This is a genomic window from Fibrisoma limi BUZ 3, assembly GCF_000296815.2.
Taxonomy (GTDB): Bacteria; Bacteroidota; Bacteroidia; order Cytophagales; family Spirosomataceae; genus Fibrisoma; species Fibrisoma limi.
In genome coordinates, this window is sequence record NZ_CAIT01000009.1 from 1375450 (window position 1) to 1389010 (window position 13561).

A 13561-nucleotide genomic window follows, 5' to 3' on the forward strand; every position below is an offset into this window, starting at 1 on the left:
CGCAGGCCGTTACAATAATGATTCCCCGGATTGTTTACATAACGGTCCGGGGAATTACATTTATAGGCTAAACTCCGGTTCCGGATGCTCACAACCCGTGTTCTGAAAACCTTCCGCCGACGCCTTACTAACCTCAGCCGACGCAATCGCTCGCTGGTTCTGACCAGTTTGCCTGGCGATCAGTTTCTGGACCTCCACGAAACGGACTTTCTGCTTAACAAACCTTCATTTTCAATCATTGCAGACCTTGTCGGCCGGAAAGCTGCCATATCGCTGTGCGACGTACTGGACGCTCGTCAGCAACGTAGCAACGAGGTGAGTCGGCGGCTCCGGCGAATCGAACGGACGGTACGTTTCATCAACGAAGAATGGGGCACGGAGGATTTATTTGTCGGTTGGCCTTTTGTACGCGGCAAATTCCTGGATGGCTCTGTCGTACACTGCCCTTTGCTGTTTTTTCCGGTTCAACTGGAGCAGTCTGGTAAACACTGGCGGCTGCTACGTCGGGGGGATGAACTAGGGTTTCTGAATCCAACGCTGGCGGTGGCCTACGGTCATTTCAATCAGGTTAAGCTGCCGGATGAGGTAATTGACAAGGACCTGGCTGATTTTGACAAAGACTCGCTTGTATTCCGCACGCAGTTGTATGAATGGTTGAAAACAACGCCCCTCGAAGTGAATTTCAATCAGGAGCTGTTTTCAGAACGGTTACACTTCTTTGATAAGGAAACGGTTAAGGGACTGGACCAGCTTGAACGTACGGGCGAACTGAAACTCTACCCGGAAGCGGTTTTAGGTATTTTCCCGCAGGCCGGTTCGTTTCTAGTTCCTGATTATGATGAGCTGATTAGACGAACGGAACGTAGCGCCGAAAATGAGGAGTCAGAAGAGCCGATCTATGTTGGCCTTCCCTTATCGATTACCGGCTCCTCCCTACCCTTAAAAGAGAATAAACTGTTTACTCCGCTTCCGATGGACGCGTCGCAGGAGGCTGCTATCCGCGCAATTCGGGCCGGCCAGTCGCTGGTTGTGCAGGGACCGCCTGGTACGGGAAAGTCGCAGCTAATCGCTAACCTGATGGCCGACGCAGCCGCTAGGGGTAAACGCGTTCTGCTGGTTTGTCAGAAACGGGCCGCGCTCGATGTCGTCTACGAACGACTGAGCCAGGTTGGTATGGCTCCGTTTATGGCCCTGGTCCACGACTTCCAGGACGACCGTAAAGCTCTGTACGCGCAGGTAGCCGACCAGATTGTACAGATTGATACGTATCGTCAGGTAAACAATAGCCTCAATGCGGTGTTGCTGGAGCGGGATTTTGACGCAGAAAGCCGCCGGATTGATGAATCCGTTAGCGAATTACAGATTTTTAAGCAAGCCTTGTTTGATACTACGGTCTGCGGTTTGTCTCCTAAAGAATTATATCTGACAAGTCACCCAACTAGTCCGTCCATACGTCTGGGTGACCTCTATACTCATTTCCCGTTCACCGAAACCGATACGTTCAGCAGACGGCTCAGCGACTACGCAGCGTATGCCAGGCGGCTTGGGACTGATCATCCGTGGTCAGAGCGGATTAGCTTTGCTTCCTACACGACCAGCGACCTCTCCAGGATTAGCCAGATAGTGGCAGAAGTGCCCGAGTTCGTAGAAGGGCAACTAAGCCAGTGGCAACAAGCGTTTGACCAACAACCCGATTGGCTAACCCTCACCGATGCCACCCGACATCTGGACAAATTACATAGCATCCGGCAGCCGCTTGGCCAACAAGGTGTCTGGTCGATTGTACACCAATTGGCTACCAATAAATTACCCATCAACGCAGCTGTGTTGTTCGAAGCAGAACGGCCAGCGCTGGACACACTCGCTGAACAAGGGCTGCTGAATAGCCGTATTTCAGCGGAACAGTCGGCAGCCTTCGGCCAGCGGTTACGGGAGGGTATTCAAGCCAGAGCCTCGGTGTTTCGCTGGCTGGTGTATAGCGACAAAGATTTTCTACAAACCATTACCCAACAACATAATCTCACTACGTCCCTCGCCGACCTGCGCCAGCTTGAACAGCGCTTTGTGAACCGACTGGCCTGGGAACAGAGAATCAGGCTGGTTGCCCGCCAGTTTGACCATGCATTCCAGATTCGTGATTCTCCCGCCGAAACACAGCAGGCATTTAGCCAACTTCACCAGATTACCCAACTCGCCACCGATACCTGGACGACACTGACTACCCACTTTCCGTTTCTGCTTCCCTGGCTTTCATCCATAACTGATAAAAACACGGTTTTAAAGGGTCTCCAGCAAGCCGAAGATTGGTTGCAGGCAGCAGCCGCTCGTTACAACCATTGGCTGACGTATCTTACACGAACGCAGATTGAACGCCTGACCCGTTCTTCCGGCCCAATGGTCCAGGAGATACTTCATTCGCTACAGACTGATTTTGAACTCCTGGTGGAGTCGGATCGCCTTAAGAGTACCTTTTCAGCACCTGAGGGCCTGGTTGTTGATCGTCTTGAGCCCATACGGCCGCAAGACTGGCTGGCAGTCTTTCAAAACAGCCTACGGCTCGCGTGGCTGGAACATCTGGAACAACAACACCCTGAACTACGTAGTGTATCGTCGTTGCGCATGGAGCAAACCGAGCAAGCGCTACAGGAAAGTATCCGGCAGAAACAAGCGTTAAGCCGCGATATTTTACTGATTCGATTACGGGAGCAGACGTACCGTAATCTGACGTTCAACCGGCTTAATAACGTCGTTAGTTATCGTGATCTGTTGCACCAGACAACCAAGAAACGTAGCATCTGGCCGGTCAGAAAGCTCCTGGAGCAGTTTGCCGACGAGATCGTAAAACTGGTACCTTGCTGGATGGCTTCACCGGAATCGGTGTCGGCCATATTTCCATTACGTGACGACTTGTTCGATCTCGTTATTTTCGACGAAGCCTCTCAGTGCTTCGCGGAGAGCGGTGTTCCGGCCATGTTCCGGGGTAGGCAACTCGTTGTTACGGGCGACAATCAGCAACTACGTCCGAGTGATCTGTACCGAACCCGTATCGAAGAAGAACCGAGCGATGATTGGCCGGTATCGCTCGAAGTAGAATCGCTGCTTGAACTAGCGGTTCAGCAATTGCCCCAGGTTTCATTGACCGAACATTACCGCAGTCGCTCGCTGGATCTGATCACATTTTCCAATCAGCATTTTTACAAAAACCGGCTGACGTTAATTCCTCATTTCGAGGATATGAACCGCCCGGAACCCGCCATTCGCTATCTGAATGTCAACGGTATCTGGCAACAGAATACTAACCAGATTGAAGCCGAAGCTGTCGTTGGGCTTATAGATCAGTTGCGGACTGAATTGCCTGAGCATTCGATTGGCGTCGTTACGTTCAATTATCCGCAACAGCAATTGATTCAAGAGCTACTGGAAACGAGCCGTAACACGGACTCGTCGGTGTTGGTGAAGAACATCGAAAACGTTCAGGGCGATGAGCGTGACATAATCATTTTCTCAATAGCCTATGCCCCCAACGAACGCGGTCGGGTAACCATGCAGTTTGGAAGCCTGAACATTCGCGGAGGAGCCAACCGGTTGAATGTAGCTGTTACGCGGGCGCGTGAACGTATTTACGTAGTAACCAGCCTTTGGCCCGAACAGCTTCAGGTAGAAAATTCAGCAAGTGAAGGTCCTTTACTTCTCAAAGCGTATCTGACCTACGCCCGCAATGTAGCAGAAGGTCGGTTTCACCCGCAACCTCGCCGGTATGAAGAGGTCCCTAAGGGTTACTTTTTAAAGGACCGGCTTGCTCAAATTACTCCAGACTTGCAGCCGGAATTACCCTTCGCTGACCTAACGGCCCATTCCGGAGAACGCTATGCATCGGTAATTCTCACTGACGACGATGCCTACTACAATCAAACGGTGAAAGCATCCCATGCTTATCAACTTTTCAATCTGCAAACCAAAGGCTGGCCTTTTCGACGGATCTGGAGTCGGCAGTACTGGCAGCAACTAACCAATTAACAGCCCTCTTTACCGTTCAATCAAATTTGACAGAATCGTAAATATGTAGTTTACGAGCAGATCAATATTTGATTAGTTTACAACAAATTATATACTAGTTCACTTTACTTAATCAACTAACTATGTTCAACTTATCCTTTAAACCGCCCTTTTTTTGCCGCGCTCTGCCTGCCATAGCGGTGCTTGCTATCGGGCTTGTCAAACCAGTTTCTGCTCAGGTAGATCGCCAGGTTCAGATGCCCATCAATGTTCCATCATTACAGGGTTTACGGCTTGCTCAAGCCAGTTCATTACCTGGAAGTAAAGACGGCAAGCTGGACAGAATCCTGCAAAAGATTGCCAATGGATTATCGCCCGACCAGTTGAAGAAAAATGGCAAGAGTCTATTGAGAATGCGTGGCGATAAAGTACTGGTTTCGGCACAGGCCGAAGGAGATGCAAACACGGTAGCTAACGCACTACGTGCACTTGGGGCTGATGTAACCGGTACGTTCCAGGCATCTGTTTCAGCCTTTATTCCAACCAGCCAACTCAAAGCAGCCGGTGCTTTATCGGGTATTCGGCTCATCACAGCCTCCCAGCCCTCGTTGAGATCCATCAGCCCTGTGATTGGCCAATGCGACACGGCAATGCGTTCGAATCTTGTCCGACAGTTGCGTGGCTACACGGGTAAGAACATCAAAATTGGGGTTCTTTCTGACAGCTACGACTATCTGGGTGGTGCGGCTGCGGGCATTGCCAACGACGAGTTGCCGGGTATTGGTAACCCGAATGGCTATACCACTCCCGTTGAGGTAGTTGAAGAAATCTTCCCTTCTTCGGGTCCAGGTAGCGACGAAGGCCGGGCCATGATTGAACTAATCCACGATGCGGCTCCCTCCGCAACGTTTGCCTTTGCCAGCGCTTTCAATGGTGAAGCACGATTTGCTGAGAATATTTTGCGGTTAAAAGACGCCGGCTGCGACATTATTGTTGATGACGTATTCTACTTTAGTGAGCCTTATTTTCAAAATGGAATCGTAGCTCAGGCAGTCAACGAAGTACGTAACGCTGGTGTCTATTATTTTTCGGCCGCCGGAAACAACAGCAATTATTCGTATGAGCGTTCGTTCTTCTCCGGCGGTAAAGTTAATGTTGCAGGCTTAGGCGAGTATGAAGTACATAAGTTCAATGTGCAGCAGCCGTTCCAACCGCTGCTTGTTCCGCCCGGGGGCTACATAGATGATTGGTTTCAGTGGGATGATCCGTTCTTCGGCGACGTACAGTCTGACATAGACGTACTTCTGGTCGATCAGAATGGCACCATATTGGACGCTTCTTTGATCAATAACATAGGAGCTAAACTTCCTATTGAGGAACTATTCTATTTTAATAACACCGACCAGCCCCAACTCGTTTTTCTGCTCATGGGTCTGTATGCCGGCCCTAAGCCCAAACGCATAAAATACATCTCGTACGGGGTCGAGCTTTTTGTTAACGCATCCGATTACCCTGGTCTGGGCGCACCAACGGTAGTAGGGCATTCCAATGCTGAAGGCGCCATATCCGTAGCAGCCGCTCCTTTCATCTATACGCCTGCCTACGGTGTTAATCCCCCGATCGTTGAGGGGTTCTCCTCACTGGGTGGTACACCACTGTTGTTCGATGACGCCGGCAACCGCTATCAATCACCCAGAAAGACCCGAAAACCGGACTTTACGGCTCCCGATGGCGGTAATACGTCTTTCTTCTTTGTAGATAGCTCCATCGATGCGGATGCCATTCCCAATTTCTTCGGTACTTCAGCAGCTGCGCCTAATGCAGCAGCCGTAGCAGCTTTGGTACTTGAAGCCTGGAACGGCCCACGCCCTTCACCTACTGTTTTGCGTGATGTATTAGCGAAAACAGCTATTGATATGAACAACCCCTATAACGGAAACGGCAACGATAAAGGGTATGACGACGCTACTGGAACGGGTCTTATCGATGCACTTATCGCCGTTGAAGCTACCCGGCAGTTGACCGGAGCAGCTCGTGTTGCCGCAAGAGAGATCGGCCAGGGTCTTTCTGTTGACGTTACGCCTAATCCTGTTGTAGGCGACTTTATTGATGCTACCATTCGCGGGGTAGAAGGCCAGCCAATCAGCGTTTCGCTGCTTAGCCCAGATGGACGAACTATTTCCGATCAGTCCGTTAGGAAATCTGCCGCTACTCAGCAAGTACGTATTCCGCTCAGTCGCCAGGCGTCCGGACTTTTTATGCTACGTGTTAACTCCCTGACGGAAAGCCGTACCGTTAAGGTTTTGAAATAGAACAAAACGGGGTCGGACAGCATTGTCCGACCCCGTTTTGTCATTCATTAATAAGCTTTACAAACTCATCGAATAAGTAGCGCGAATCGTGCGGCCCCGGCGATGCTTCCGGGTGATACTGCACGGAGAAAGCAGGTTTGTCTTTCCGCCGTATGCCTTCTATAGTTTTATCATTTAAGTTTAAGTGCGTCACGACTACGTTTGCATGGTCCTGAAGTTCATCCGCCTTAACAGCAAAACCATGGTTTTGAGAAGTAATTTCGCACAGACCCGTAATTAGATTCTTAACCGGGTGGTTCAAGCCCCGGTGACCGTTATGCATCTTATAGGTAGAAATGCCGCTGGCAAGCGACAAAATCTGATGACCCAGGCAAATACCAAATAGCGGCTTTTCCGTGTCTAGCGCCTGCTTAACGGTCTCTACAGCATAGGGCATTGCCGCCGGATCGCCGGGGCCGTTGGAGATAAAAAACCCATCCGGATTCCAGGCTGCCATTTCTGCAAATGGCGTTTGAGCCGGAAACACTTTGCAATACGCTCCCCGATCCGTAAGGTTGCTCAAAATGCTTTTTTTGACACCCAAATCCAGAACGGCCACTTTGACTTTAGCATCCTCACTGCCAACCTCATAGGTCTCTTTAGTACAAACCTCTGACGAGAGTTCAAGCCCTTCCATATCCGGTACCTTGTTTAACTCAGCCAGCAGTATTTCAGGGTCGAGTATCTCCGACGATATGATACAATTCATAACGCCTTTGTCGCGGATGTAGCGAACCAGTTGGCGGGTATCAACGCCGTGAATACCTACAATATTTGCTTTCTCAAAGTAGTCCTGCAACGAACCGTCTGCCAAATGCCGCGAGTGTATCTGTGAAAAGAAGTTACAGACCATAGCCCTGATCTTAACTCCGCCAGATTCCTCTTCAGCGCGTTGAAGCACGCCGTAGTTGCCAATGTGCGACGTTGTGTTAATGATAACCTGGCCGTAATAAGAAGGGTCCGTATAAATCTCCTGATACCCTGTCATGCCTGTGTTGAAGCAAATCTCTCCGCCGGCAGTACCTATTTTACCCAGGGCTAATCCCCGAAAAACCGAACCATCCTGTAAAACTAACAGGGCTTCACGTTGCTGCGTGTGTTTCATCGATACGTTTCAGTGAGTTAGTTAATGCTTAAAAAAAAGGGCTAACCCTGAACGGTTAACCCTTTTGATGTATTATAAACGACTTGATCATTAGCTTTGCTTGGGCTCTTCGTCAGTCGACGTTGCATCGGTTTGATTGTCCTCAGCAGATGCATCAGCAGCCGGTGTTTCTGGCGCTTCAGCAACAGGAGCTGTTTCAGTTACCTCTTCAGCAACCGGTGCCTCTTCAACAACTGTTGCTTCGGCAGTTGTAGCCTCAGGCGCAGCAGCGGCTGTCGTTTCGCCACCAGCCCGGCGCGTACCACCCCGGCGGCTCCGACGAGTTTTGGTAGTTGCTTTTTCAGCAGCAGCGGCCAGCAGCGTTTCATTAAAGTCAACCAGTTCAATCAGGCAGGTCTCAGCATTGTCGCCTAACCGGTTACCCAGTTTGATAATGCGTGTGTACCCCCCCGGACGGCTTGCAATCTTGTCGGCAACCGTACCGAACAACTCCTTCATCGTTTCCTTGTTGTTCAGGTACTGGTAAACAACCCGACGATTCTGGTACGTGTCGTCTTTTGCCCGTGTCAGGATCGGCTCAACGTATTTGCGAAGTTCTTTTGCCTTCGCCACCGTCGTTTCGATCCGCTTATGCATGATCAACGACGTAGCCATATTCTGCAACATCGCTTCACGGTGCGCGTGCGTCCGGCTTAAGTGATTATCTTTTTTACCGTGTCTCATTTTCTTGTGTGTTTCAAGTTCAAAGTTTCATGTTCAACGCTATCAAACATGGAACATGAAACTTGAAACAACTTTTTACTCTTCGTCTAATCTGTATTTGGCTACGTCCATACCGAAGGTCAAACCTTTTTCGGCAACCAATTGCTCAAGCTCTGTTAGTGACTTCTTACCGAAGTTACGGAATTTCATCATGTCTGAAATTTCCAGACGAACCAGATCACCCAGGGTCCGTACATCAGCCGACTTTAAGCAGTTGTAGGCACGTACAGACAGGTCGAGATCCGACAACGGTGTTTTAAGGAGTTTCCGCATGTGCAGTACTTCCTCGTCAACAACATTCTCTTCCTCTGGCTTAGTCGTTTCAAACGTCATCGTCTGATCCGAGAACAGCATGAAGTGCTGAATTAGGATGTATGCTGCTCCTTTCAGAGCATCTTCCGGATGAATAGACCCATCCGTTTCGATATCCAGCAACAACCGCTCATAGTCCGTTTTCTGCTCAACCCGGGTATTCTCAACGCTATATTTTACGTTTTTGATAGGCGTGTAGATAGCATCAATGGGAATGTGGCCGAACGGTAATTCGTTGGCACGTGGTTCGTCAGCAGGGACATAACCACGACCTTTTTCCACAATGATTTCCATCTCCAGATCACGAGTATCGTCGATATGGCAGATCTCTTGCTCCGGATTCAGTACCTCAAACGAAGGCGAAAACTTCGATATATCACCGGCCTTTAAAACCGATTGCTTCTTAACAGTAACCGTAATTTTGTTGTCAACCATGTCTGAAATCTTCTTAAACCGAACCATTTTCAGGTTCAGGATGATCTCAGTCACATCTTCGACAACCCCCTCAATAGAGGAAAACTCATGTAACACGCCAGGGAATTTTACGCTCGTAATAGCATATCCCTCTAACGATGATAGCAAAATACGCCGTAGGGCATTGCCGATTGTTACACCGTATCCTTTTTCAAGGGGCTTAAACTCAAACACCCCGTGAAAGTCGTCGGCTTTCTCCACTACGACCTTGTCGGGCATTTGGAACGCTAAAATTGACATACGTTTCGTATTTTTTACAGCAGTTCGTCTGCCTATGGAGTGAAGACTAATTTTGTCTTCAGTTGTAGTTAACAGTTCGTAGGCTACTTACCCCAAGCCGAAACCGGCAACTGAAAACTATATATGGTATGAATTGGCAGAACCTTATTGATTCTGCCAACCCGCTTACTTCGAATACAATTCGACAATCAACTGCTCGTTGATATTCTCCGGGATTTGATCACGCTCAGGATAGCTAATGAATTTACCGGTCATTTGCTGTCCGTCCCATTCAACCCAGTTATACCGTTTTACATTCCGAGCCGACAGACTTGTGGCAATAGCCTCCAGTGACTTCGACTTCTCCCGAACACCAATCAGTTGACCTGGCTTGAGCGAGTAAGATGGGATGTTTACCACTTCACCATCGACGATGATGTGTTTGTGAGACACGAGCTGTCGTGCAGCCCGGCGAGTTGGGGCAATACCCAAACGGTACACAGTATTGTCCAGACGGGCTTCACAAAGCTTGAGTAGGTTTTCACCCGTAATACCCTGTTTTACCTGTGCCCGGTGGAAGAGTGCCCGAAACTGACGCTCCAGAATACCGTAGGTATATTTTACTTTCTGTTTTTCAGTTAACTGAACCGCATATTCGGACTGTTTCCGTTTGCGCCCACGACCGTGCATCCCCGGTCCGTAGTTTTTCTTTTGAAGCGCTTTGTTCGGTCCCAGGATTGGTTCACCGAACTTCCGCGAAATTTTGGCTTTAGGCCCTATATAACGTGCCATTCTTTAATGAATGAATAATTGTTAAACATTGGACAGACACAACCGAATGTCGCCTGCCCCTATTCATGTCATCCGTATTATACGCGACGACGTTTTGGCGGCCGGCACCCATTGTGCGGCAGCGGGGTGATATCACGGATAGTAGTCACTTCGATTCCAGAATTCTGGATGGTCCGAATCGCTGATTCCCGACCTGAACCTGGACCCTTTACAAACACCTCTGCTTTCCGCATACCCAGTTCATGAGCAACGGCTGCGCAGTTTTGTGCAGCCGTCTGAGCCGCATACGGTGTGTTCTTCTTAGAGCCGCGGAATCCCATCTTACCAGCCGATGCCCAGGAAATTACCTGGCCATTCATGTTAGTAATCGAAATGATGATGTTATTGAATGTAGCCCGGATATGTACCTGACCAACCGGTTCAACAACAACTACCCGCTTTTTCGCTTTGTCTTTGCGTTTTGCTTGAGCCATTTTTTTAGTTGTCAGCTCTTGGGTTTACTGATTACCGCCGAAACTAAGTGGCTAACAGTAAACCGGAAACTGTAAACGTTTTACTGTTACTTAGTTGCTTTCTTCTTGTTAGCAACCGTCTTCCGTTTTCCTTTACGTGTACGAGAGTTATTTTTCGTGTGCTGACCACGTACCGGCAAACCTTTGCGGTGACGTAATCCGCGATAACAACCGATATCCATCAAACGCTTGATGCTCAGCTGAACTTCTGAACGCAAAGCCCCTTCGACTTTGTACTCGTTCGAGATAGCATTACGAACAGCGCTTGATTCTTCATCAGTCCACTCGCTTGCCTTCTTATCAACGCTGATACCAGCATCTGTCAAGATTTTCTTTGCCCGGCTCCGACCAATACCGTAGATGTAGGTCAACGCGATCTCACCACGTTTCTTGTCCGGAATATCAACACCTGCAATCCGTGCCATACTTGCTTAACCTTGTCTTTGTTTGTATCTGGGGTTTTTCTTATTGATCACGTACAGTTTCCCTTTCCGACGGATCACGATGCAGTCTTCGCTGCGCTTTTTGATTGACGCTTTAACCTTCATGATTCAAAAAGTTTTCGGTTCCCGGTTTTCGGTTATCAGCATTCGGCAACAACCCAGCCGAAACTGTAAACCAAAAACTGTAAACTCATTTATACCGGTACACAATACGTGCCTTACTCAAATCGTAAGGCGACATCTCTAACTTTACGCGGTCTCCTGGCAAAATCTTGATATAATTCATCCGCATTTTGCCAGAAATGTGAGCGATTACCTCATGCTTATTCGCCAGTTCAACCCTGAACATTGCATTCGATAATGCCTCCAATATTACACCATCCTGCTCTATAGAATTCTGTTTAGCCATAATCGCCTTATGCAGCCATCAGTTCACTCGTTTCAACCATCAGGCTTGTATTTGCTGTTACTGCCTCGATGTATTCAAAGGTTGTCAAAACTTCAGGCTTTCCTTTACGTACCGCTACCGTGTGCTCAAAATGTGCAGAAGGTTTTCGATCAGCCGTACGAATTGTCCATCCATCACGGTCTTGAACAATCCCTTTCTTCCCAAAGTTGATCATCGGTTCAATAGCGAGAATCATACCTTCTTTCAACTTTGGCCCTTGTCCTCGCTTTCCGTAGTTGGGGACTTCGGGTGCCTCATGAAGGTGATGACCGACGCCATGACCCACCAACTCACGTACTACTGAGTAGCCGAAGCGTTCCGTATAGGTTTGAATTGCATATCCAATGTCACCGACCCGGCCTCCATCGACTGCTTTTTCAAGACCAACGTAGAGTGACTCTTTGGTTCGTGACAACAGCCGACGTACTGCCTGGCTTACTTCACCCACCGGGTAGGTATAAGCACTGTCGCTGTGAAAGCCGTTTAACAGTACCCCACAATCAATTGACACTATATCGCCATCGCGTAACTCATAGCGTCCAGGTATGCCGTGTACTACTACATCGTTGACTGAAATACAAAGCGAAGCAGGAAACTTGTTATAACCTTTGAAAGATGGTACTCCACCATTATCTCTGATAAACGTTTCGGCTACCTCGTCGAGTTCCTTAGTCGTAATTCCGGGACGGACAAGCTTGGCAACCTCGGCATGAGCTTTTCCCAATACCTGTGCGCTAAGCTTAATCAAGTTGATTTCTTCATCACTTCTGAAGAAAATCATTTTATCTTTCCCAGACCCAGACATGGAATTAAGCAGCTACAGTCTCACCAGCGCGGCCTTGTACTCGCCCTGATTTCATCAACCCTTCGTACCGGCGCATCAGCAGATAACTTTCTACCTGTTGCAGCGTATCCAGTACTACCCCCACCATAATAAGCAATGACGTACCGCCGAAGAATTGAGCGAAACCACTCGTCATTCCTAACAGATTAGCGATAGCCGGCAAAATGGCAACTATGGCTAGCATAACTGCTCCTGGTAATGTGATTCGATCAAGGACTGTCCCAATGTATTCCGATGTCTGAATACCTGGCTTCACTCCTGGAATAAAACCTCCACTACGTTTCATATCATCCGCAATCTGCGTCGGGTTGACAGAAATTGCCGTGTAAAAAAACGTAAAGACAATGATTAGGAGTGCAAAGAGCAAATTATACTGCCAAGTCGTATAGCTTTGAAAAGCATTTTGAACCCCAGCTGCAAAGTCACTCTTTTCAGCGAAAAGCCCTGCCAGATAAGTAGGAATAAACATCAAAGCCTGCGCAAAAATGATCGGCATCACACCAGCAGCATTAAGCTTCAATGGTAGGTATTGGCGTTGCCCTCCCACTACTTTATTGCCGATTACTTGCTTAGCATATTGGATAGGGATGCGACGTACAGCTTGAGTCAGTACAACAGCCCCCATAATTACGAAGAACAGGGCAACCAGTTCAAAGACAAAAATCAATGCACCTGCTGATCCTCGCGACAACGCTTCACCATAGATAGCACCCGGCAGCCGTGATACAATACCGATCATAATGATCATCGAAATACCGTTGCCAATCCCTTTGTCCGTTATCCGTTCACCCAACCACATACAGAAAATGGTACCCGATGTCAGAATAAATACGGACGAAATAGTGAACAAACCACGGTCAATCAACAGTGCCTCAGTCGGAACAGTCGTCTGAACATAAGTAACGGCCTGGACAGCTGTTACGAAAATAGTCAGAACGCGAGTGATCTGATTTAGTCGCTTTCTGCCAGACTCTCCCTCTTTCTGCATCTTCTGGAAATAAGGCAGAGCCAGGGTCAGCAGTTGTATGGCAATGGACGCCGATATATACGGCATTATACCCAACGCAAAAATGGACGCTTTACTGAACGCACCACCCAAAAAGGTATCCAGCAAACCAAGCAACCCTTGCGGGCGAAGGTTCAGACGATCAGGGTCAACACCTGGCAGTACAATTTGAGTACCCAGGCGAAAGGCCGTAATAAACAATAGTGTGTTGAGGATACGAGTCCGCAACTCTTCTATTGCAAATATATTCTTAAGAGTGGTGATGAATCGGTTCATAAAAGGTTGCGGCTGTTGCCG

At 48.6% G+C, this 13561-nt stretch carries 12 protein-coding genes; 2 read left to right on the top strand and 10 right to left on the bottom strand.

The genetic code is table 11. The annotated features are described in order from the left end of the window. Positions 1 to 84: 84 nt before the first annotated feature. Together BN8_RS25295 and BN8_RS25300 are read left to right on the top strand one after the other, a co-directional pair. Positions 85 to 4017, top strand: a complete 3933-nt coding sequence (locus BN8_RS25295; RefSeq protein ID WP_009284792.1) for an AAA domain-containing protein — start codon at positions 85 to 87, stop codon at positions 4015 to 4017. 122 nt (positions 4018 to 4139) lie between these two features. Further along, positions 4140 to 6308 (top strand): S8 family serine peptidase, encoded by a 2169-nt coding sequence (locus BN8_RS25300; RefSeq protein WP_051041130.1) that lies wholly within the window; start codon positions 4140 to 4142, stop codon positions 6306 to 6308. A 40-nt stretch (positions 6309 to 6348) separates the two neighbouring features. Here the strand turns inward: BN8_RS25300 and carA are convergent, their stop codons facing one another. The 10 genes from carA to secY form a co-directional block, all read right to left on the bottom strand. After that, positions 6349 to 7452 (bottom strand): glutamine-hydrolyzing carbamoyl-phosphate synthase small subunit, encoded by a 1104-nt coding sequence (carA, locus tag BN8_RS25305; protein WP_009284794.1) that lies wholly within the window; start codon positions 7450 to 7452, stop codon positions 6349 to 6351. Between the two features lie 90 nt (positions 7453 to 7542). Continuing rightward, complete coding sequence (gene rplQ, locus BN8_RS25310) at positions 7543 to 8175, bottom strand: 50S ribosomal protein L17 (protein ID WP_009284795.1); 633 nt, start codon at positions 8173 to 8175, stop codon at positions 7543 to 7545. 75 nt (positions 8176 to 8250) lie between these two features. Further along, positions 8251 to 9240 carry a DNA-directed RNA polymerase subunit alpha gene (locus BN8_RS25315; RefSeq protein WP_009284796.1) on the bottom strand — a complete coding sequence of 330 codons (990 nt, stop codon included), beginning with the start codon at positions 9238 to 9240 and terminating at the stop codon, positions 8251 to 8253. A 165-nt stretch (positions 9241 to 9405) separates the two neighbouring features. Further along, on the bottom strand, positions 9406 to 10011 hold the full coding sequence (gene rpsD / locus BN8_RS25320) for a 30S ribosomal protein S4 (protein ID WP_009284797.1): 606 nt from the start codon (positions 10009 to 10011) through the stop codon (positions 9406 to 9408). 77 nt (positions 10012 to 10088) lie between these two features. Then, complete coding sequence (gene rpsK / locus BN8_RS25325) at positions 10089 to 10484, bottom strand: 30S ribosomal protein S11 (protein ID WP_009284798.1); 396 nt, start codon at positions 10482 to 10484, stop codon at positions 10089 to 10091. Positions 10485 to 10570: 86 nt separating this feature from the next. Then, complete coding sequence (rpsM, locus tag BN8_RS25330) at positions 10571 to 10948, bottom strand: 30S ribosomal protein S13 (protein ID WP_009284799.1); 378 nt, start codon at positions 10946 to 10948, stop codon at positions 10571 to 10573. A gap of 6 nt (positions 10949 to 10954) precedes the next feature. Then, positions 10955 to 11071: a type B 50S ribosomal protein L36 gene (gene ykgO / locus BN8_RS25335; RefSeq protein WP_009284800.1), complete on the bottom strand. Its 117-nt coding sequence runs from the start codon at positions 11069 to 11071 to the stop codon at positions 10955 to 10957. A gap of 85 nt (positions 11072 to 11156) precedes the next feature. Beyond that, positions 11157 to 11375 carry a translation initiation factor IF-1 gene (gene infA / locus BN8_RS25340; protein WP_009284801.1) on the bottom strand — a complete coding sequence of 73 codons (219 nt, stop codon included), beginning with the start codon at positions 11373 to 11375 and terminating at the stop codon, positions 11157 to 11159. Between the two features lie 7 nt (positions 11376 to 11382). Then, positions 11383 to 12219, bottom strand: a complete 837-nt coding sequence (map, locus tag BN8_RS25345; protein WP_374755536.1) for a type I methionyl aminopeptidase — start codon at positions 12217 to 12219, stop codon at positions 11383 to 11385. A 4-nt stretch (positions 12220 to 12223) separates the two neighbouring features. Further along, entirely contained in the window at positions 12224 to 13540 is a 1317-nt protein-coding gene (secY, locus tag BN8_RS25350) for a preprotein translocase subunit SecY (RefSeq protein WP_009284803.1), read from the bottom strand. Between the last annotated feature and the right edge of the window lie 21 nt (positions 13541 to 13561).